An 18,989-nucleotide genomic window follows, 5' to 3' on the forward strand; every position below is an offset into this window, starting at 1 on the left:
GCCCGGTTCAAGCCCCCGCCACAGCCCTGCCGCAGGCACAGGCACAGGCAGGCGGCCTCCTTTCCCTTTCCCCTCATTTGCAAGAGTTGATTCTGACCTTACAGGCCGCCGCTCTGGCATTGCAGGCGGATGCAACGGCCCGTGGCGTGCAGACGCAGCCGGAAGAAGACTATCGCGTTACCCTCAACGCGGACGGACAGCCGGTCGATTTCACGCTGCGTGAGCGCCTGCCCGCGCATGATCTGGTGGCGGCGTTCATGATTGCCGCAAACCGTTTTGCGGCGGGAGAGATGATCCGGCATCATGCCGCAGGTCTGTTCCGGGTGCATCTGGCTCCCCCGGCCCCTTCGGCCACCCGCACAGGCGGCCCGCGCCTACCCGCCCGCATGCAGGCCCGCTATGCGGCTCTGCCGGAGCAGCACCACGGGCTGGCGCTGGAACATTATACGCACTTTACCAGCCCCATCCGGCGCTATGCGGATCTTGTGACACACCGCGCACTACTGGCCACCCTTGAGCAGAACGCACGCAATCCAGCATCCCGCCAGCCGGATCGCACGGACCTGCCCGCGCTTGCAGAACATCTTCAGATGACGGAACGCCGGGCCGCTTCTGCCGTTCAGGCTTGTCAGGACAGACTTGCTGCCATTTTTCTCACCCCGCTGATCGGGCACACTCTGGAGGCACACATCACTTCGGCCACCCGGTCTGGCCTTGCCGTGACATTGACGAAAACGGGAACTCCGTCTTTCCTTTCCTTCCTTGCCTTGCCGGATGATTCAGGGATGCATGACGACTCGCGACCACTGCGCTCAGACCTCAGTTCAGGAACCCGCTTCCCGAACGGCGGAGTGCTGCCCGTCGTTCTGAACGCAACCAGCCCGGCTCAGGGCACCCTCACTCTGGCTCCTGTTTCCGCCCGCCATGCCAGCTAGTACGGCCCGCCGCCTCCTGCCTGTTCCGTTGCATCGTGCGCTCCCCGGCCTCCTGATAGCAATCATTCTGATCTCTCAGCCCGTGCCGCTGCGCGCGCAGAGCAGTGCCCAAACGCCCCGGCCGGATAGCCTGCCATCAACCCAGCCGGACGCCCAGCAGGCAGCCACACCTGCGGCAGCACCGGCCGTGCCCGCCGCAACATCCCCGGTGGCTCCAGTGGCCCCGGCAGCCCAGCCTGCCACACCGGATGCCGCCTCCGGCGCCCCGGCCCCCAACCCGCCAGAAGCAGCGGAAGCTGTGGAGCCAGATAAACCCGTTGTGGATATGAGTCTGGTCCATTCCGTCATTGCCACGGCGCTGGAGTTTCTGGCGCCGCGCACACTGGATGCCCACACCAGCCGGGACTTTACCCTGTGGGGTCTGGGCTGCCTGACAGCGCTCGACCCGATGCTCACGCTGGATACGCGGGGGGCTGATATCCGCCTTCTGGCCGGGCAGACCAGCCTGCTTGCTCAGCCTGCCCCGGCTGCGGACAGCGTGGAAAAATGGGCCAAACTGGCCGTGGACTTTATCGCCGCCGCCCGGGCCCATTCCACGGCTGTCGGTACTGCCAGCCGGGAAGATCTGGTGCAGGCGTTTTTTGATGAACTGTTCAACCATCTCGACCCCTATTCCCGCTATATTGGCCCCTCCTCCGCCACAACAGACCGGCATGCCCGTGTGGGGGGAGAAGCCGATGCTGGCGTCAGCCTGACCCGTAAGGGCCGGGATATCGTGATCTCCGCCGTCAATGCCAACGGACCGGCATGGACCGCGACGGTTGACCCCGGTGACAAACTTCTGGCCGTGAACAACCGGCTGACCGCCGGGCAATCGGTTGAAACCGTGACAGGCTGGCTACAGGGCGAGGAAGATTCCCGCGTCAGCCTGCGCCTGCTCTCCCCCGGCCAGCGGCGCGGCCATACTGTGGTCGTCCGCCGGGCAAAAGTGCCGCCGGAAACCGTTTTCGCCTTTGCCAGCGGGTCTCTCGTGGTGCTGCGCGTCACCTCTTTTTCTTCCGATACAGCAGAAGAAATGAGCCAGTATCTGGATCAGGCCACGCAGGACCCTAGTCTGAAAGGCCTGATTATTGACCTGCGGGGCAACCGCGGCGGTGTGCTGCAACAGGCCGTAACCGCTGCCGCCCTGCTGCTGGACCGTGGGGTTGCTGCCGTAACCGACGGGCGGGACCAGCAGGCCAACCATATCTGGGCTGTGCAGGGTGGTGACATGACAAACGGCCTGCCCATTGCCATTCTGGTCGACGGACGCACGGCGAGTGCGGCGGAAATTCTCGCCGCGGCTCTGGCTGACCATCGTCGCGCCGTGGTGATCGGCAGTTCCACCCTCGGCAAAGGGCTTGTGCAGACTGTGGCGCAATTGCCGGATGAAGGGGAACTGTTCGTCACGTGGAGCCGGGTCATTGCTCCGCTCCACTGGCCGTTGCAGGGTCTGGGCGTTATGCCGCAGCTCTGCACCAGCCTTGGGGAAGCCGAAACAACACGCCAGATGCATGATCTTGCTGCAGGCAAGCTGGATAATCAGCCTGCGGTTGAAGCATCCCGCCTTGCGCGCTTCCCGCTGCCGGTCCCGCGTATTCTGGCCATCCGCAAGGCGTGCCCGGCCGCACTTGGGAGCGACAAGGATCTGGACGTGGCCCGCGCCCTGCTGGAAAATCCGAAATGGTATAAAACCGCCATTGCCGCCATGCCGGAGGACTCCGATTCAGCCCCGGCGGTCACGCATTGATGGCCAGTCCGCACCTGCGTTCTGACATTGTGGCCCGTGCCCTGCTCCGCCAGTGCGGGCAGGACGGCAGGTCTGCCATGATGCTCCGGCGGGGAGACCCCGACGCCGGGGGGATTCTGGTGGTACTGCTGGGGCGGGACGGCTCCGCCGTCGTGCTGAGCCAGACCCGCACGGCGGAAGGCGAGGCCGCATGGGTAAAATGCTCAGGCGAAAACCCTCTTCCACCCGAAGAAACACAGTCCTGCCTTGACCGGCAACTGCGATACGACCCGGACCTGTGGGTTCTGGAAGTGGAAGCACCGGACTTCAGACCTCCGTTTGAAGCAACGCTGCTCTGACAAGACTTAACACTGTGTGACTTATGTCACACGCCTGACACACTGATTATCCTCAAAACCGAGGTGTTTTTGAAAACTGTTTCCACAAGCTGTTGCACACAACGCCAGTTTACAGCAAAGAAGGCAGGCATATGTGCCACGTGCACCAGGACCACAATGCCCGGCCACTGCGGAAACAGTGCCACAGCAGGGAGAAGAACATGACGCTGCGCCAAGGCCTCCTCGCGCAATCACTGCTTTCTGCACCGTTGGTGGCAGGTTTCCTGCTGTGTGCCGCGCCCGCCATGGCTCAGCCCGTTCAGGGTCTGTATATTGCGGGGGAAGGCGGCGCCACCTTCAATCAGGACCAGCGCGTCCGCACATCCAACATGTTCCCGGACGGGCGTGACCGCTGGCGTACAGGTGCAACCGGAATCGGCTCCATTGGCTATGGTCTGGGCAATGGCTTCCGCGTGGAAGTGGAAGGCGATTACCGGAACCAGACCTATCAGCGGTTTGTGACCAATTCCCTGAGCAGCCGCGCCGATGGCCGCCGCCAGACCTATGGCGTGATGGCTAATGCCCTGTTTGACATGGATGTGGGCAACCCGTTCATCTTCCCGTATTTTGGCGCGGGTGTCGGCTATGGCTGGACGGCGCTCAACACGTCCATCACGGCACCGGGGAACCAGCTTTCCCAGCATGTCGGCGGCACGTTTGGCAATTTTGCCTATCAGGGCATTTTTGGTGTCGCCTTCCCCACGCCGTGGGTGGTGGGGCTGTCCTTTACGGCGGAATACCGCTTCTGGACCATGCTTGGACCACAGTCTCACGGCTCCTCCGCATGGGGCACGATTGGCGGGGCTAACCAGTCCAAGCCCTACAGCTTTGCCACGGGCAACCGGGACACCAAGACAGACTTCAACCACTCGCTGATGCTGGGCCTGCGGTATGAGTTTAACCCGGCTCCCCCGCCGCCAACGCCGGGAGCAGAACCCACGGCCGCACCGGCCCCGCAGCCTGCCCGCAGCTATCTGGTGTTTTTTGACTGGGATAAGTCTGAACTGACGGACCGCGCCCGCTCCATCGTGGCGGTGGCAGCTCAGGCAACCACCCATACCAGCCTCACCCGCATTCTGGTCTCCGGCTATACAGACAACTCTTCCGCGTTCCCCGGTCAGAAACGCGGGGAGGCTTACAACATGAAACTGTCTCTCCGCCGCGCCGAGATCGTGAAAGCGGAACTGGTGCGGGATGGCGTTCCGGGCGCCACGATTGATATCCACGGCTATGGTGAACAGAATCCACTGGTAAAAACCGGCCCCAACACCAAGGAAGCCCAGAACCGCCGCGTGGAGATCATCTTCCGCTAAGGCCTTAAAGCCTTCCACGCCTCAGGCCCCTCACGGTCTGAGAGGGCGAAACAAAAAACGCTGCCCGGTCTCAGACCAGTGCAGCGTTTTTTATTGGGTCAAAGCCCGCATCCTCCGGGCGAAAACTGAGCCTGCCTTCGACAAGCCCAGCCTCCCCGCCCGTCAGCCGTGACTGTTACAGCCCGGAAAAGAGGGATGTGGACAGATACCGCTCCGCGAAGGACGGCGCGATCGCGACAATGGTTTTGCCTTTAGACTCCGGCTTTTTTGCCACCTGAAGCGCTGCATGCAGAGCCGCACCGGAGGAAATACCAACAGGAATCCCGTCCAGACGCGCACAGCGGCGCGCGGCGGCAATGGCTTCACGCTCAGACACCGTAATCACCCCATCCAGCAGCTTTGTATTCAGGGTAGCGGGGCAGAAGCCGGGGCCAATCCCCTGAATTCCGTGCGGACCGGGTTCATCCCCGTTCAGAATGGCGCTTTCGGTCGGTTCCACACCAAATACCTGCAGGCCTTTGCGGCGCGCCTTGAGCGTCTCGGCAATCCCTGTCGCGGTGCCACCCGTGCCAACACCGGCAACCACCACATCAACCTTACCGGTGGTATCCACCCAGATTTCTTCTGCCGTGGTGGCAGCATGAACTGCGGGGTTGGCCGGGTTATCAAACTGGTCCGGCATCCACGCATCCGGCGTTTCCCGCAGGATTTCCCCGGCGCGGGCAATAGCACCCGCCATACCCAGACGTGCGGGAGTCAGTTCCACCTGCGCATCCATCAGGCGCAGCATCCGCCGCCGCTCGATAGACGCCCCTTCCGGCATGGTCACAATCAGCCGGTAGCCGCGTGCAGCCGCCACAAAGGCCAGAGAAATCCCGGTATTGCCGGAAGTGGGCTCCACCAGCACCGTGCGTCCGGGCGTAATGCGCCCTGCCCGCTCTGCTTCCAGCACCATCGCCGCGCCGATCCGGTCCTTGACGGAACCCAGCGGGTTAAAAAATTCCAGCTTGAGCAGAAGGCGGCATTTCAGCTCTTCCTCACGCATCAGATGCGGCAGCGCGACCAGAGGCGTCCCGCCTACTACCCCAACAACCGAGTCGTACACCTTGCCGCGCGGCGCGGCAAAACCGTAATCCCCTCCGGATTTATCAGAACCTGTCATGAATCTGCCTTTTCTGCGGATCTTTTTTCATAGCGTGTTTATAATACGAATGATCAACGTAGATAAACAGGGGAACGCCTGCTATATCTCTATGTCATTCATGTTTAACGACAGATTTGCCTTTTTCTGAGGTGAAAGGAAACCAGACCCATGATCCTGCGCCGGGACAGAGCCATGACCGCCGTTCTCATCATGCTGGATGTTGCATTTCACGCAGGGCGCTCCGGCACCGTCAGTGCTGCGGATATTGCCGAACGCTCCGCTCTGGCCCGCCGCGGGATCGAGCCGCTGCTTCAGGCGCTCTCCCGCACCGGCCTGCTGGAAAGTATTCGCGGGCCGCGCGGGGGCTACCGGCTTGGCCGCCCGCGCCGGGATATTTCTCTGGTGGATATCATCAATGCCGTCACGCAGGATGACAGCAATGGGGATGATGGCCCGCAGGGTCCGCTGTTCAGCAAGGTGATCGAACCGTGCTGGAAGCAGTTTGACAAAGAACTGACCGCCCAGATGAAAAAGACCACGCTGGATGATCTGGTGAAAAAAACCGAAAGCTGCGGCCTCAAACGCCCGCTGAGCGAACCGATTTCCTTCTCCATCTAAAACTCCGGCCACACAACAGACCAACAAAAAACGCGCTGCACCGAAAACCCGGTCGCAGCGCGTTTTTTATGAAAACCGTCCACCAACGGAGCAGCGCCCCCCACACAGGAGGGGACGCTGACCGGACAGAAAACTTATTTCTTGTGAGTCACCACACGACGACGGGTCGTGACGGCTTTTTTGCCTTTGGACGCCGTCGTTTTGGCTTCCTCAGCTTTGGCGGCGACCGGAGCGGCTGCGCTGGGCAGCACCACACCTGTTGCATCAACCTGTGCCGTCACTGTCAGACGGGTGCGTTTTTCACCCGGTCCCGGCACCAGAATAGCCGTGAACGTATCCTGACCAGCATATCCCATGGTGGGGGTGTAGGTCACATGCGTATCGTTATCCAGGCTGTACAGGAACGCCTTACCGTGTTCCGGAGCCGGAGAAACGCCGAAGGACGCATAGGCCTTACCGCTCTCCTGAGAGACCTTCAGGTCACACAGGCCATCGTCAGACCGCACAGTCATGGTGGTGCTCAGGCTGCCATCCGCGGCTTTTTTCACCGGCGTCGTCTGGCAGACGGCGGATTTCTTCATATACCCGAACGGGTTGGGGGACCCGGACGTAACTGGACCACCTGTAGTTGCACAGCCGGCAAGCATACCACCAGTTAGCGCCAGAACGGCAATTCCTCGCAAGCGCACTCGACAGCTCCGCTTCACTATTTATTAAGTACACATGAACCTTCTGCGCACTCTATGGCGGGCAAATCGGGCAAACTTATGCCCGCATCCCGCTGTGCCACATGATTCGTCTTTGCCTTTAGAACATACTGAAGAAGGAAGAAAGGGGGGGGATGGAGCATCTCCCCGCACGGCTGCCTCACTTTTGAAAACACGACATCATTTTGCCTGAAATTAAGCGTCTGAAAGCTCGGAACTGTGTCATTCCTGTGTTTTGGCCTGTCGGACGCAACAGAGCATCCTGCCTGCGGAAATGTTGAGACGCGGTATGAAAAAATACTTCTATCTTTCTCTGCTGAATACGCTATTTCGTTTATCAAACCTTGTACAAACCGTTTCATACGCTGAGCCTGCCGGGGAGACCTTGCTATGAAGAGGCACGCCCGCTCCAGCCTGTATCGGAGGACCTGCATGTCTTTTTCCCGTTTTGTTGCCGCTGGCGCCGTTGCTTTTGGTCTGCTGCACAGCACCGTTACCTTTGCTGCCACCCCGTGCGGCCACTCCTCCGCGCATGAAGCGTTCAATATTCAGGCTCTGAAAAGTGAGCTGATGGTTACGGCTCTCTCCTGCAACGCGCAGGACCGCTACAATGCGTTTGTCGGCAAGTTCCGCACGACGCTGCTGAATGAAGAGCAGAAACTCAACACCTATTTCCGCACCACCTACGGCCGCAGCGCCCAGCGTGAGCATGATGATTACATCACGCAGCTTGCCAACATTCAGTCTGAAAAAGGCCTCCAGTCCGGCACCATCTTCTGCATGCAGCGCCTTGCCATGTTTGATGAAGTCAACGCGTTGGAAAATTCTGAAGATCTGGCCAACTACACGGATGCCAAGGACGTAACGCAGCCGGCCTCTTTTGAAACCTGCGCAGCACCGGCCGTGTCTTCCCACCCGTCACGCCCCGCACGCCGCACGACGAAAGCAAAAACCACCCGTCGCGCTTAACAGTCTTTTGATAACGGCGGATGGCATTGCATTCCGGGCCCGGCCATCCGCCCTCTTCTGATCAGGCCTGCTTGACGAATCAGCGACAAAGCGGGACAGACCATATCCATGAGCGATCTGTTTTCTCCGCCCCCGTCTTCCCGCAAGCCTGCTGGCAAAGCCGCGACCAAAGCTGAGACCAGCCCACAGGCCTATGACGCCAGCGCCATTGAGGTTCTGGAAGGGCTTGAACCTGTCCGCCGCCGCCCCGGCATGTATATTGGCGGCACGGATGAGACAGCGCTGCACCACCTCGCCGCCGAGGTGCTTGATAACGCTATGGATGAAGCCGTTGCAGGCCACGCCTCGGCCATTGATGTGCGGCTTGACCCTGATAACCGTCTGACCATCCGCGATAACGGGCGCGGGATTCCGGTTGATGCGCATCCGCGCTTCCCGGATCGCTCGGCGCTGGAAGTTATCCTCACGACCCTGCACGCAGGCGGCAAATTCTCCGGCAAGGCCTATGCCACGTCTGGCGGTCTGCATGGTGTGGGTTCCTCCGTGGTAAACGCCCTGTCCTCCCGCATGGATGTGGAAATTGCACGGGACCGCGCCATCTGGAGGCAGGCCTATGAGCGCGGCAAACCCGTCACCGCGCTGGAAAAAGTAGGCCCGACGCAAAACCGCCGTGGCACACAGATTACCTTCCAGCCGGATACACTCATTTTTGGCACACATGTTTTTGTGCCATCCCGGCTTTACAAACTGTGTCGCTCCAAGGCGTTCCTGTTCCGGGGTGTGACCATCCGCTGGTCCTGTGATCCCTCTCTGATCAAAGCCGGGGATGAAACGCCGGCGGAAGCCACGCTGCATTTCCCCGGCGGTCTGGCTGACAGCCTGACGGATGAACTCGGAGCCTCCGCACCGCTGCTCACGCCGCTCTGGGCGGGAGATGCCAGCCTGCCTCCGGCGGCGGACGGCACGGATAATGGCCGTGTGGAATGGGCCGTGGCGTTTCTGGAAAGTGGCACATCCGCCCTTGCCTCTTACTGTAACACCATCCCAACCCCGCAGGGCGGCACGCATGAGACGGGCTTCCGCAATGCGCTGGTCAAGGGCCTGCGCGCGTGGGGGGAGCAGCGGTCCAATAAAAAAGCGGCTGCCATTACGGCGGAAGACGTGCTGGGCATGATTGCCGCCAAGCTGTCCGTTTTTATCCGTGACCCGCAGTTCCAAGGCCAGACCAAGGAAAAACTGACCTCTGCCGAAGCTAGCAAACTGGTGGAAACTGCCCTGCGGGACCGGTTTGACCACTGGCTGGCCCAGAACCCGCCTCAGGCGGATGCGCTGCTGACCTTTGTGATTGAGCGCGCGGAAGAACGCCTGCGCCGGCGTGAACAGAAGGATACCCCGCGCAAGAGTGCGACCCGCCGCCTGCGTCTGCCCGGCAAACTGACGGACTGCACGCGCGAACGCGCGGAAGAGACGGAAATCTTTCTGGTGGAGGGCGACTCCGCCGGTGGCTCTGCCAAACAGGCCCGTAACCGGGAGACGCAGGCAGTCCTGCCCCTGCGCGGCAAGATCCTGAACGTCGCGAGTGCCACTACAGAAAAACTCCGCGCCAATCAGGAACTCAAGGACCTGATTGAAGCCCTGGGCTGCGGCTCAGGGGACCGGTTTGATCTCAGCAAGCTGCGCTATGGCCGCGTGATCATCATGACCGACGCTGACGTGGACGGCGCGCATATCGCCTCCCTGCTCATGACATTTTTCTACCGGGAACTGCCGGAACTGATCCGCAACGGGCATCTCTACCTTGCCCAGCCGCCGCTCTACCGGCTCACGCAGGGCGCGCACTCCGTTTACGCAATGGATGATGCGGACCGTGAACGCAAAATGAAGACCGCCTTCAAGGCACGGGGCAAGATTGACGTCTCCCGCTTTAAAGGTCTGGGGGAAATGCCCCCGGCTGACCTGAAGGAAACCACCATGGACCCCAAACGCCGCACCCTGCTGCGTGTGGTGGCCCCGGCGGAAGACCGGCTGGCCACGCGGGAGAGAGTGGAAAGTCTGATGGGCCGCAAGCCCGAACTGCGCTTTGCCTTTATTCAGGAACACGCCCAGTCCGTTGGTGAATTGCTGGATGTATGATCCAGCCTCCTTTTTCTAACATCATGTTCGGCATGCTCCGGACGTTTCAACAGGTCTGAGCATGCCCGCCTCCTTTGCGAACAGCCCTGTCAGAGAACGCCTTCTGGCCCTGACCCAGCTTGTCGGCAGCATGATCTGCCTTCAGTTCGGCTCCTCACTGGCTAAATCCCTGTTCCCGCTTTTTGGCGCGGCAGGGATGGTCGGCCTGCGCACGGCGTTTGCCGCGACGGCCCTCATGTTGTTTTTCCGGAGCTGGCACGCCATCTCCCGCCGCACTGTGCGGCTTGTCCTGCCCTATGGCGTTGCCATTGCCGGGATGAACCTGTGCTTTTATCTGGCGCTGGAACGTATTCCGCTTGGCATGACTGTCGCCATTGAATTCACAGGTCCGCTCTTCCTCGCGTTTATCGGCTCCCGCAGGCTGGCGGATATCGGCTGGATTGTGCTGACGGTGCTTGGTCTGTGCATGCTGCTGCGGCCTGATACGGCGGCCCTGCCGGATATGATGGGCGTGCTCTATGCCGTGGGGGCCGCCATCTGCTGGGCGCTGTATATCGTTTTTGGCAAGCGCATGACGGGCAAACTTTCCCCCGGTCACGCCTGCGCTCTGGGGCTGCTCTCAAGCGCAGTCATTCTGTTCGTGCCGTGCTTTACCCCGGCCTTCCTCATCGGCCTGCATCATCCACTCCTGCTGGGGATGGCTGTTCTGGTGGCCCTCAGTTCCTCCGCCCTGCCTTACGCGCTGGAGATGCAGGCCATGCACCGGCTCTCTGCGCGGGATTTGGGGGTACTGTATAGTCTGGAGCCCGTCTGCGCCGCCTGCGCTGGTATCCTGCTGCTGCACGAAACCCTCTCCCCTCTGCGCATGGGCGGTATTCTGTGCATCGTGCTGGCCTCCGCGGGCACCGTGCTGACACCGGGCAAAAAAGGCCCGCCAAACGAGCAGCCGGAACTGCCGCAGTAATCCTCCCCCCTCCAACGGCACACGCAACCTCAACAGCAAACACGCACTCTTAAACTGCGGGCCTGCTCAGACAGCGGTGCGTTCTGGCACCCGCTCAGGCTGACTGAAATCAGTCTCCAAACGTAAAAAGGGACGGTCACCCCGCCCCTTTTTAATACACGTCCAACAGTGAAGACGTCTTCCGTCCCGTTATCGCGCCGCCAGATGCAGCGCGGAATCGGCAGACAGCGCGGCTGTGGCGGACGTTGCCCCATGATGCACAGCCTGCATCACCACCGGGTCAAACAGGCGGGTAAAGCTGCCGGGGTGAATCCCCATCCAGAGCGTGACAAGCGCCAGCGGTGCCAGCACCGCCACTTCCCCCACGCTCAGATCTCGCAGGAGATGCACGGTGCCCTGCAAACCGCCAAACAGCACCCGGCGATACAGAGAGAGCATATACACCGCCCCCATAATCATGGTGCCCCCGGCCAGCAGCGCAACCCAAAACGAGACGTGGATTGCCCCCATCAGCACCAGCAGTTCCCCCACAAAAGAGCCTGTGCCGGGCAGGCCGATATTCGCCATGGTGAACAGCATGGTCAGCAGGGCAAGCACCGGCATCTGCCGTGCCACGCCACCCAGAGCGGAAATCTGCTGTGTGTCTGAGCGCAGCGCCACAGCCGAAACACAGAAGAACAGGGCGGCAATCACCACCCCGTGCGAGAGCATCTGGAAAATAGCGCCGTCAATCCCCTCCGCTGTCAGCGTGAACAGGCCCACGGCAATCATGCCCATATGAGAGAAGGAGGAATACGCCACCACCCGCTTCATATCCGTTTGCGCAAAAGCTACAAAAGCGGCGTAGAGAATGGCCACAACCCCCAGCGCCAGCACATAGGGCGCAAACAGATGGGACGCATCCGGGAACATCAGCACGCCAAAGCGCAGCAGGCCATACGCGCCGGTTTTGGAAAGCACGCCCGAGAGCATGGCGGAGGCCGGTGCCGGTGCCTCAGAATACGCATCGGGCAGCCAGGCATGCAGCGGGAACAGCGGCAGCTTGACGCCAAACGCCAACAGGAAGGCCAGCAGCAGCCAGCCTTGCAGCGAGTGGGAGAAACCGGCCTGCATCAGAGCCGGGATATCCGTGGTGCCAGCCTGCTGCCACATCACGATCAGCGCGATCAGCATGAACAGCGAGCCACCGAACGTGAACAGGAAGAACTGTAACGAGGCCCATGCCCGCTTCGGCCCGCCCCAGATGCCGATCATCAGGCTCGCCGGGATCAGCGTTGCTTCATAAAACACGTAAAACAGCAGCAGGTCCTGCGCGGAAAACAGGCCGAACAGTGCGGTTTCCAGCATCAGCATGGCCGCGACAAACTCGCGCCCCTGCGTGCGGATGCTCCGCGCGCCCGCTGCCATAGCCAGCGGCGTGAGAAAGGCTGTGAGCAGGATGAAGACCAGCGAAATCCCGTCCACCCCGGTATGGTAGGAAATACCGGCGTCCGAAATCCAGCCCAGCCGGGTTTCAAACTGAAGGCCGGGGGTTGCCGGGTCAAAACCGCACCACAGCGCAACACTCAGCGCCAGAACAGCCAGACTGGTGCCTAACCCTAAACGGCGGGCCAGAAGATCCTGCGCCGCCCCTCCCCGGCAAAAAAACCAGGCGACGAGCGCACCTGCCAGAGGGAGATACGTTATGAGTGACAGCAGAGCATGGGGCACGGCGTTTTTACCATCCGGATTGCATGACTTTGCCCAGACCCTGCGCTTTTTTAGGAAGAGAAACCAGAGAGGCCCTGTTCACGATCCGCAGAGCAGCCGCCACGCCTGTGTGAGCAGGCGCGGGCGTTCAGCGCCTGCCGAACATCTTTTCCAGATCGTTTTTTGTCAGCTTCAGCCACGTCGGCCGCCCGTGGGAACAGGTGCCCGCGCGCGGTGTGGCTTCCATCTGCCGCAGCAGGGCATCCATTTCTTCCCGCGTCAGCCGCCGCCCGGCACGGATGCTGCCATGGCAGGCCATGCGGGCAATAACCGCATCCAGCCGCCCGTCCAGCGAGGGCATTTCCTCCGGAGCGCCTGCATCATCCGCTTCCAGCTCTTCCGCCAGATCCCGCAGCAGGCCAATGGCATCCGTGCTGTTCAGCATGGCAGGCAGCGCCCGCACCAGGACGGCGGTGCCGCCAAAGGCTTCCAGTTCAATCCCCAGTTTTGCCAGCATCTCCTGTCGGCTGAGCAGAAGCTCTACCTGCCCGCGCGGTAGTTCCACCACATCCGGCACCAGCAGACGCTGCCCGCGCACGCTGCCGCTGAGAAACTGTTCCCGCAGCCGTTCATGCGTCAGCCGCTCATGCGCCGCATGCTGGTCCACCAGCACAAGACTGCCATCGGCTGCCACGGCAATAATGTAGGTATCCAGCACCTGCGCGACTGCGGCCCCTAGCGGATGCGCCGCGGCCTGCTCCGACGTAACCGCAGCAGACGGATGCTCTCCAGCGACAGACGAATCCGCACCACCCGCATGCCCCCTATCCCAGCCGGACATACCGAGCCCGGAAGGCGCAGATGACTCGTTCCATGAGATAGAAGCTGGCATCGCGCCGCCCGGCTCATGCTGCACAACCCCGGCCTGAGACAGCCCCGGCTGCGCGGGACTTTGTCCGGAAACATCCGTCCCCGGCATCGTCGCGCCCGGTAACGGTGGCAGCATTCGGGCAGACGGCGTATCACCTAGCCCCAGCCGCGGCTCTGCAAAACTGCCCTGAGCCGGATACGCTGCCGGACGTAGCCCCGGAGCGGACACAGCACCGGGCTGCGCGGTGTTTTCCGGCGGATACCAGATGCGGCCCGGCCGCACAGCTGAAAACGATGGGCGCACCCCGACATTGCCCGCCCCGGCCTCCAGAGCGCGCCCCAATGTTCCGATTACCAGAGAGCGGACAGACGCTTCATCCGCAAAGCGGAGTTCCGTTTTGGCAGGATGGACGTTTACGTCCACCCGGTCTGGCGGAATAGTCAGCATCAGCGCCACTACGGGGTGCCGCCCATGCTCAATCACACGGCGATAGGCCACGCGCACGGCGGTTTTCAAAACCGGGTCCACCACCGGGCGACCATTGACCAGCATAAACTGCCCTGCCGCCGTGGCCCGATGCACGGACGGCCCACAGGCAAAGCCGGAAAGCGTCATGCCATCCCGCTCACCATGAATGGTCAGAAAGCCATCCGCCTCATTCGCCCCCAGCAGAGCCGCCGCGCGAGACGCCATGTCCTGCGCGGGCAGGTCAAACACCACACGGTCATCCAGACTGAACCGAAAGGCCGTCTCCGGCACCGCCAGCGCCAGACGGCGGATCACGCTTTCCGCGTGGCCCCCTTCAACGCGCGGGCTTTTCAGAAATTTACGGCGGGCCGGAGTGGCAAAAAACAGATCTTCCACCACAACACTGGTACCGAGTGCGCCTGCGCTGGGTTCAGGCGCAAAAACCTTGCCACCCTCAACGCGGATCTTCCACGCTCCACTTTCCCCCCGCGGACGGGACGTAATGCTCAGGCGCGCCGCAGCGCCGATGGAGGGCAGCGCCTCCCCCCGGAACCCAAGGGTGCGGATATGTACAAGGGATTCGTCCTGCAATTTGGACGTGCAGTGGCGTTCCACCGCCAGTGTGAGTTCCTCCGGAAACATGCCGTTCCCGTCATCTGTCACAATAATCTGGTCAATTCCGCCTTTTTGCAGGCTGACATCCAGCCGCTTTGCCCCGGCATCAATGGCGTTTTCAACCAGCTCCTTCAGGGCGGCCGCCGGGCGTTCAATCACCTCACCCGCAGCAATGCGGTTGACCAGAACCTCCGGCAACCGCCGCAGCGTGGGCCGCAGCGGCAAAGTGCCGGAAGGGTCAGACGTGCAGGAGACCGGGTCCGACATCGTCAGACCTCAGGCTCAGAACAGGCCGGATTTTTTAGGGTGAACCGTGGGGGTCACGCCTTTGGTGGGCTTATCCCCAAGGGCGGCGTTGGCTTTCAGGCGACGGTTTTCCGCATCCGAATCGACCGCGGAACCTGCATTACCGCCTTTCCAGAACATCAGCTGGCTAACAAAGCCGGACCCGGCAGCGCCAAGTTCACCCTCATCCGGTGCGTCAGAGGCTTCCGCTGCCTCATTCACCAGAATGGTCTGGGCACCGCTGGTATCCCCGTTAGTGCCGCGCAACGCGACATCGGGGGAGAGCGTTTCCAGAGCCTGCAGGCGTTCACTTTCATCCTGCGGGCGCTCTGCCCCGCTCACCGGCTTGGCCAGCGCATCCATGGGCGGCATGGACAGCGGCGCACGGGTGGTGACGGTATATTCATCCGGCATACTGCGTTCCAGACCGAACGCACGGGCGGCTTCGGAGCCGGAGCATCCGGTCAGCATTACGCAGCCACCAACAAGAAGCAGCGGAGAAATCAGTGTCGAGACACGGCGCGCCATCTTCTGTCTTATATCCTTCCTGCCCAGCCTGCCGGTATGACAGGTTGCTTTATAAATCACGATGCCTGCTGCCTGCCTGCAAGGACATTTTGCAACACCAGAACACAGACTGCACATACAATAGCAGAGTCAGCCACATTAAACACATACCATGACCAACCAAAAGCATGTGCATGAATAAAATCGACCACCGCGCCATAGCGCACCCGGTCTATCACATTCCCAATGGCGCCGCCGGTAATGGCCCCGACACATGCCGCCGTCAGTTTACTAGGGGTTCTGGCCATCCACACCAGCAGACCGCACGCCACGCTGAGGGCAATGACGGAAAACAGAATGCGTCCTGCATTGCCCAGCCCGCCAAACATGCCAAACGTGACGGCATGATTCCAGACCATGGTAAAGTTCAGAAACGGCAGAACCTTAACGGATATACGGTCCGGCAGGTCCAGCCCGTATAAAATCCAGTATTTGCTGAGCTGATCTGCCGAGAGAGACAGCATCAGCACCAGAAAACCGATGCCGAACGGCCGGCTGACGAGCGGCTTGCTCACTGGCCCTCCTGCACAGCCGTGACCACCTGCTGTTCCTGCTCCGCCACTACATCGGCACAACGCAGGCACAGGCCGGGGGCATCCGCCCGCGTGCCGGTTTCCGGCAGCACTTTCCAGCAGCGGGCGCATTTCTCACCCTCAGCCGGACGCACGACCGGCGCACCGTGCAGTTCACCGCCCTCGTCCCCCTCAACATAGACCGAGCCACTCTGGGGCGCGATCAGCACGTCCACATGGGAGACAATGGCCAGTTCGCTCCAGTTCACCCCGGCAAACTCGGCGGCTTCCTTTTCAGACAAAGTGAGTTCCACCTGCGCCTGAAGGGAAGACCCGACCGTGCCATCCCGCCGTGCCCCCTCGATTTCCGTGGTGATAATCCGGCGCACGGCGCGCAGGCGCGTCCAGCGTTCATCCAGTTCCGGGTTGCTCCATTCCGCAGGCAGGTCCGGGAAGGCTTGCAGATGAACGCTCTGCGCATCACCAAAACGGGCCGTCCAGGCTTCTTCCGCTGTAAAGACCAGCACCGGAGCCAGCCATGTTGTCAGGCAGCGATGCAGATGGTCCAGCACCGTGCGGGCCGCGCGGCGCGTCAGGCTGGAGGGCGCATCGCAATACAGCGTGTCCTTGCGGATATCGAAATAGAACGCGGACAGATCCGTGGTGCAGAAACCATGCAGGGCCGGGTAGACACCCACCCATTCATGCGTTTCCACCGCGCGAGCCATCAGGCCGCCCAGATCGGTCAGGCGATGCAGCACCCAGCGTTCCAGTTCCGGAAGCTGCTCATACGGAAGCGCTTCTTCCTCCGTAAAGCCATCCAGCGCCCCCAGCAGCCAGCGCAGCGTATTGCGCAGGCGGCGGTAGAGTTCGCCCTGCTGTTTCAGGATTTCCTTGCCGATCCGCAGATCTTCGTTCGTGTCGGAGTTCATGACCCACAGGCGCAGGATGTCCGCGCCCAGTTCATCATTCACTTCCTGCGGCGCAATCACGTTGCCCAGAGATTTGGACATTTTGCGACCGTGTTCATCCAGCACGAACCCGTTGGTCACCACGGCCTTGAACGGAGAAACCCCGCGGGTGCCAACACTTTCCAGCAGGGAGGACTGGAACCAGCCACGATGCTGGTCAGACCCTTCCAGATACAGATCCGCCGGGAAGGACAGACCGGGCTGGCCCAGCACGAAGGAATGGGTGGAGCCACTTTCAAACCAGACATCGACAATGTCGAACACCTGCTCGTACTCGTCAGCGTTTCGGCCTTCCCCAAGAAAGCGGGAGGCCGGAGAGCTGTACCAGGCGTCTGCCCCTTCCTCACGGAAGATGTCCACCACGCGCTGCATCACCTCGGCATCACGCAGGACTTCGCCGGTGCGTTTTTCAACAAACACGGCAATCGGCACGCCCCATGCGCGCTGGCGGCTGATGCACCAGTCCGGACGATTTTCAATCATGGAGGTCAGGCGGTTGCGGGCCTGTGCGGGCACAAACGTCACATCATCCAGCGCATCCAGCGCCTTCTGGCGGAGCGCGGACTCGCCATCCATCCGGATGAACCATTGCGGCGTAGCCCGGTAGATAACCGGCGCGCGGGAGCGCCAGGAATGTGGGTAGGAATGCACCAGTTCCCCACGCCCCACCAGACCGGCAGGCGCTGTGCCTGCGGCGTTGGCCTGCTCCATCACCGCGACCAGCGCGGCACAGACCGGATCTGCCGCCTTGAACACATGCACCCCGGCAAAACCGGGAACCCACGGCGCATAGGTGCCGTCATCCTGCACGGTTTCCGGCACCTCCACGCCAAAGGATTTGCACAGGCGGAAGTCGTCCTCACCATGGGCCGGGGCCATATGGACAAGGCCTGTGCCTGCTTCGGTCGTGACAAACTCACCCGGCAGCATCGGCACATCATAATCATAGCCCGCGCCACGCAGCGGATGCGCGCAGACAGCGCCCTCAAGCGCCTCACCCGGCAGGGTATAGAGGATATGATGCGCGGAGATATGCGCTTCCTTGCAGAAGTTTTCGACCAGAGCTTCCGCCACCAGCACCTTCGCACCCGGTTCCAGCAGAGCGCCTTCACGCGTTTCATCCACGCGCAGCACCACGTAGGTAATGTCCGGCCCATAGGCCAGCGCGCGGTTACCGGGGATAGTCCACGGCGTGGTGGTCCAGATCACCACGGACACATCCCTGAGTGCCTGCGCAGGCGTGGGGTCTTTCACAATGGGGAAAGCCACCAGAATGGTTGTGGATTTATGGTCGTGATATTCAATTTCAGCTTCAGCCAGCGCGGTTTTTTCAACCGGGCTCCACATCACCGGGCGCAGGCCACGATACAGACCGCCATTGAGCAGAAAACGCCCGATCTCCCCCACAATGGCAGATTCGGAAGAGAAATCCATCGTCGCATAGCGGTTGGCCCATTCGGCCTGCACGCCCAGACGCCTGAACTCCTCCATCTGTACGCCAAGCCATTTGGCGGCATAGGCGCGGCATTCCGCCCGGAATTCCAGCACGGGTACGGAATCCTTGTCCCGCTTGGCCTTGCGGTATTCCTCTTCCACCTTCCACTCAATCGGCAGACCGTGGCAGTCCCAGCCCGGCACATACCGCACGGCATAGCCGGACATCCGGTGGGCGCGGTTAATGACGTCCTTATTGATCTTGTTCAGGGCGTGGCCGATGTGCAGATGGCCGTTGGCGTACGGAGGGCCATCATGCAGCGTAAATGCCGGGCGGCCTTCCGCCTGCTGCGTGATCTGTGCATCCAGCCCGATCTCAGCCCACCGGGCAAGCCAGTCCGGCTCCCGCTTTGGCAGGTTGCCGCGCATGGGGAAGGACGTGCGGGGCAGAAAGACGGTATCGCGATACAGATCGGCGTTAGCGCTTTTCTCTGAATCACTGCTGCTGGATTTAGACATGGAACGGCAGGTGTCACTCTGGTTCGGGTTCAGCACAAGAACAGGCCCGCCAGACTGGCAGACCCGCAGGGGTATCCGTTATCCAAGCGCAAGCCCGCAGGGTCAAGCA

At 61.4% G+C, this 18,989-nt stretch carries 15 protein-coding genes; 8 read left to right on the top strand and 7 right to left on the bottom strand.

Annotated features, from left to right (window positions below):
* From KP699_RS12900 to KP699_RS12915, 4 genes are all read left to right on the top strand, one after another.
* Positions 1-935 (top strand): RNB domain-containing ribonuclease (locus KP699_RS12900; RefSeq protein ID WP_215762908.1); only part of this gene is annotated, 935 nt, incomplete at its 5' end.
* Positions 925-2,724, top strand: a complete 1,800-nt coding sequence (locus tag KP699_RS12905; RefSeq protein WP_215762909.1) for a S41 family peptidase — start codon at positions 925-927, stop codon at positions 2,722-2,724. The genes KP699_RS12900 and KP699_RS12905, both read left to right, overlap by 11 nt.
* Positions 2,721-3,062: a DUF1491 family protein gene (locus KP699_RS12910; RefSeq protein ID WP_374196941.1), complete on the top strand. Its 342-nt coding sequence runs from the start codon at positions 2,721-2,723 to the stop codon at positions 3,060-3,062. The genes KP699_RS12905 and KP699_RS12910 overlap by 4 nt, the downstream gene beginning before the upstream one ends.
* Before the next feature lie 200 nt (positions 3,063-3,262).
* The gene (locus KP699_RS12915) at positions 3,263-4,414 is read left to right on the top strand and encodes an OmpA family protein (protein ID WP_077930221.1); all 1,152 of its coding nucleotides are present in this window, start codon (positions 3,263-3,265) and stop codon (positions 4,412-4,414) included.
* Positions 4,415-4,589: 175 nt separating this feature from the next.
* Here KP699_RS12915 and cysK read toward each other — a convergent pair whose 3' ends face one another.
* Positions 4,590-5,576 (bottom strand): cysteine synthase A, encoded by a 987-nt coding sequence (gene cysK, locus KP699_RS12920; RefSeq protein ID WP_215762911.1) that lies wholly within the window; start codon positions 5,574-5,576, stop codon positions 4,590-4,592.
* Between the two features lie 150 nt (positions 5,577-5,726).
* Here cysK and KP699_RS12925 point away from each other — a divergent pair, with 150 nt between their 5' ends.
* Positions 5,727-6,176, top strand: coding sequence for an Rrf2 family transcriptional regulator (locus KP699_RS12925; protein ID WP_077930223.1), 450 nt, complete (start codon positions 5,727-5,729; stop codon positions 6,174-6,176).
* Positions 6,177-6,310: 134 nt separating this feature from the next.
* Here the strand turns inward: KP699_RS12925 and KP699_RS12930 are convergent, their stop codons facing one another.
* Positions 6,311-6,865, bottom strand: a complete 555-nt coding sequence (locus KP699_RS12930) for an Ig-like domain-containing protein (RefSeq protein WP_215762912.1) — start codon at positions 6,863-6,865, stop codon at positions 6,311-6,313.
* 450 nt (positions 6,866-7,315) lie between these two features.
* Between KP699_RS12930 and KP699_RS12935 the strand changes: the two genes are divergently transcribed.
* The 3 genes from KP699_RS12935 to KP699_RS12945 all read left to right on the top strand — a co-directional run bounded on the left by KP699_RS12935 (position 7,316) and on the right by KP699_RS12945 (position 10,949).
* A complete protein-coding gene (locus KP699_RS12935; protein WP_025828473.1) occupies positions 7,316-7,852 on the top strand; it encodes a hypothetical protein in 537 nt (178 codons plus the stop codon).
* Between the two features lie 108 nt (positions 7,853-7,960).
* Positions 7,961-9,985, top strand: a complete 2,025-nt coding sequence (gene parE, locus KP699_RS12940; RefSeq protein WP_077930225.1) for a DNA topoisomerase IV subunit B — start codon at positions 7,961-7,963, stop codon at positions 9,983-9,985.
* A gap of 61 nt (positions 9,986-10,046) precedes the next feature.
* Positions 10,047-10,949, top strand: a complete 903-nt coding sequence (locus KP699_RS12945; RefSeq protein WP_077930226.1) for a DMT family transporter — start codon at positions 10,047-10,049, stop codon at positions 10,947-10,949.
* Positions 10,950-11,138: 189 nt separating this feature from the next.
* Here KP699_RS12945 and KP699_RS12950 read toward each other — a convergent pair whose 3' ends face one another.
* From KP699_RS12950 to ileS, 5 genes are all read right to left on the bottom strand, one after another.
* Complete coding sequence (locus KP699_RS12950; protein WP_215762913.1) at positions 11,139-12,659, bottom strand: NuoM family protein; 1,521 nt, start codon at positions 12,657-12,659, stop codon at positions 11,139-11,141.
* A gap of 127 nt (positions 12,660-12,786) precedes the next feature.
* Complete coding sequence (gene mutL / locus KP699_RS12955) at positions 12,787-14,859, bottom strand: DNA mismatch repair endonuclease MutL (protein ID WP_215762914.1); 2,073 nt, start codon at positions 14,857-14,859, stop codon at positions 12,787-12,789.
* Positions 14,860-14,874: 15 nt separating this feature from the next.
* The gene (locus KP699_RS12960) at positions 14,875-15,405 is read right to left on the bottom strand and encodes a DUF3035 domain-containing protein (protein WP_025828480.1); all 531 of its coding nucleotides are present in this window, start codon (positions 15,403-15,405) and stop codon (positions 14,875-14,877) included.
* Positions 15,406-15,461: 56 nt separating this feature from the next.
* Entirely contained in the window at positions 15,462-15,959 is a 498-nt protein-coding gene (lspA, locus tag KP699_RS12965) for a signal peptidase II (RefSeq protein ID WP_215762928.1), read from the bottom strand.
* On the bottom strand, positions 15,956-18,880 hold the full coding sequence (gene ileS / locus KP699_RS12970) for an isoleucine--tRNA ligase (RefSeq protein WP_215762915.1): 2,925 nt from the start codon (positions 18,878-18,880) through the stop codon (positions 15,956-15,958). Before ileS ends, lspA begins: the two co-directional genes overlap by 4 nt.
* Positions 18,881-18,989 lie beyond the last annotated feature (109 nt).

It is taken from the genome of Acetobacter sp. P1H12_c (assembly GCF_018811975.1).
Taxonomy (GTDB): domain Bacteria; phylum Pseudomonadota; class Alphaproteobacteria; order Acetobacterales; family Acetobacteraceae; genus Acetobacter; species Acetobacter persici.

Bases quoted from the DNA above. Each gene is read 5' to 3' on its own strand.
- KP699_RS12905 (WP_215762909.1), top strand. From the start codon at position 925: ATGCCAGCTAGTACGGCCCGCCGCCTCCTGCCTGTTCCGTTGCATCGT.
- KP699_RS12915 (WP_077930221.1), top strand. From the start codon at position 3,263: ATGACGCTGCGCCAAGGCCTCCTCGCGCAATCACTGCTTTCTGCACCG.
- cysK (WP_215762911.1), bottom strand. From the start codon at position 5,576: ATGACAGGTTCTGATAAATCCGGAGGGGATTACGGTTTTGCCGCGCCG.
- KP699_RS12925 (WP_077930223.1), top strand. From the start codon at position 5,727: ATGATCCTGCGCCGGGACAGAGCCATGACCGCCGTTCTCATCATGCTG.
- KP699_RS12935 (WP_025828473.1), top strand. From the start codon at position 7,316: ATGTCTTTTTCCCGTTTTGTTGCCGCTGGCGCCGTTGCTTTTGGTCTG.
- parE (WP_077930225.1), top strand. From the start codon at position 7,961: ATGAGCGATCTGTTTTCTCCGCCCCCGTCTTCCCGCAAGCCTGCTGGC.
- KP699_RS12945 (WP_077930226.1), top strand. From the start codon at position 10,047: ATGCCCGCCTCCTTTGCGAACAGCCCTGTCAGAGAACGCCTTCTGGCC.
- mutL (WP_215762914.1), bottom strand. From the start codon at position 14,859: ATGTCGGACCCGGTCTCCTGCACGTCTGACCCTTCCGGCACTTTGCCG.
- KP699_RS12960 (WP_025828480.1), bottom strand. From the start codon at position 15,405: ATGGCGCGCCGTGTCTCGACACTGATTTCTCCGCTGCTTCTTGTTGGT.
- ileS (WP_215762915.1), bottom strand. From the start codon at position 18,880: ATGTCTAAATCCAGCAGCAGTGATTCAGAGAAAAGCGCTAACGCCGAT.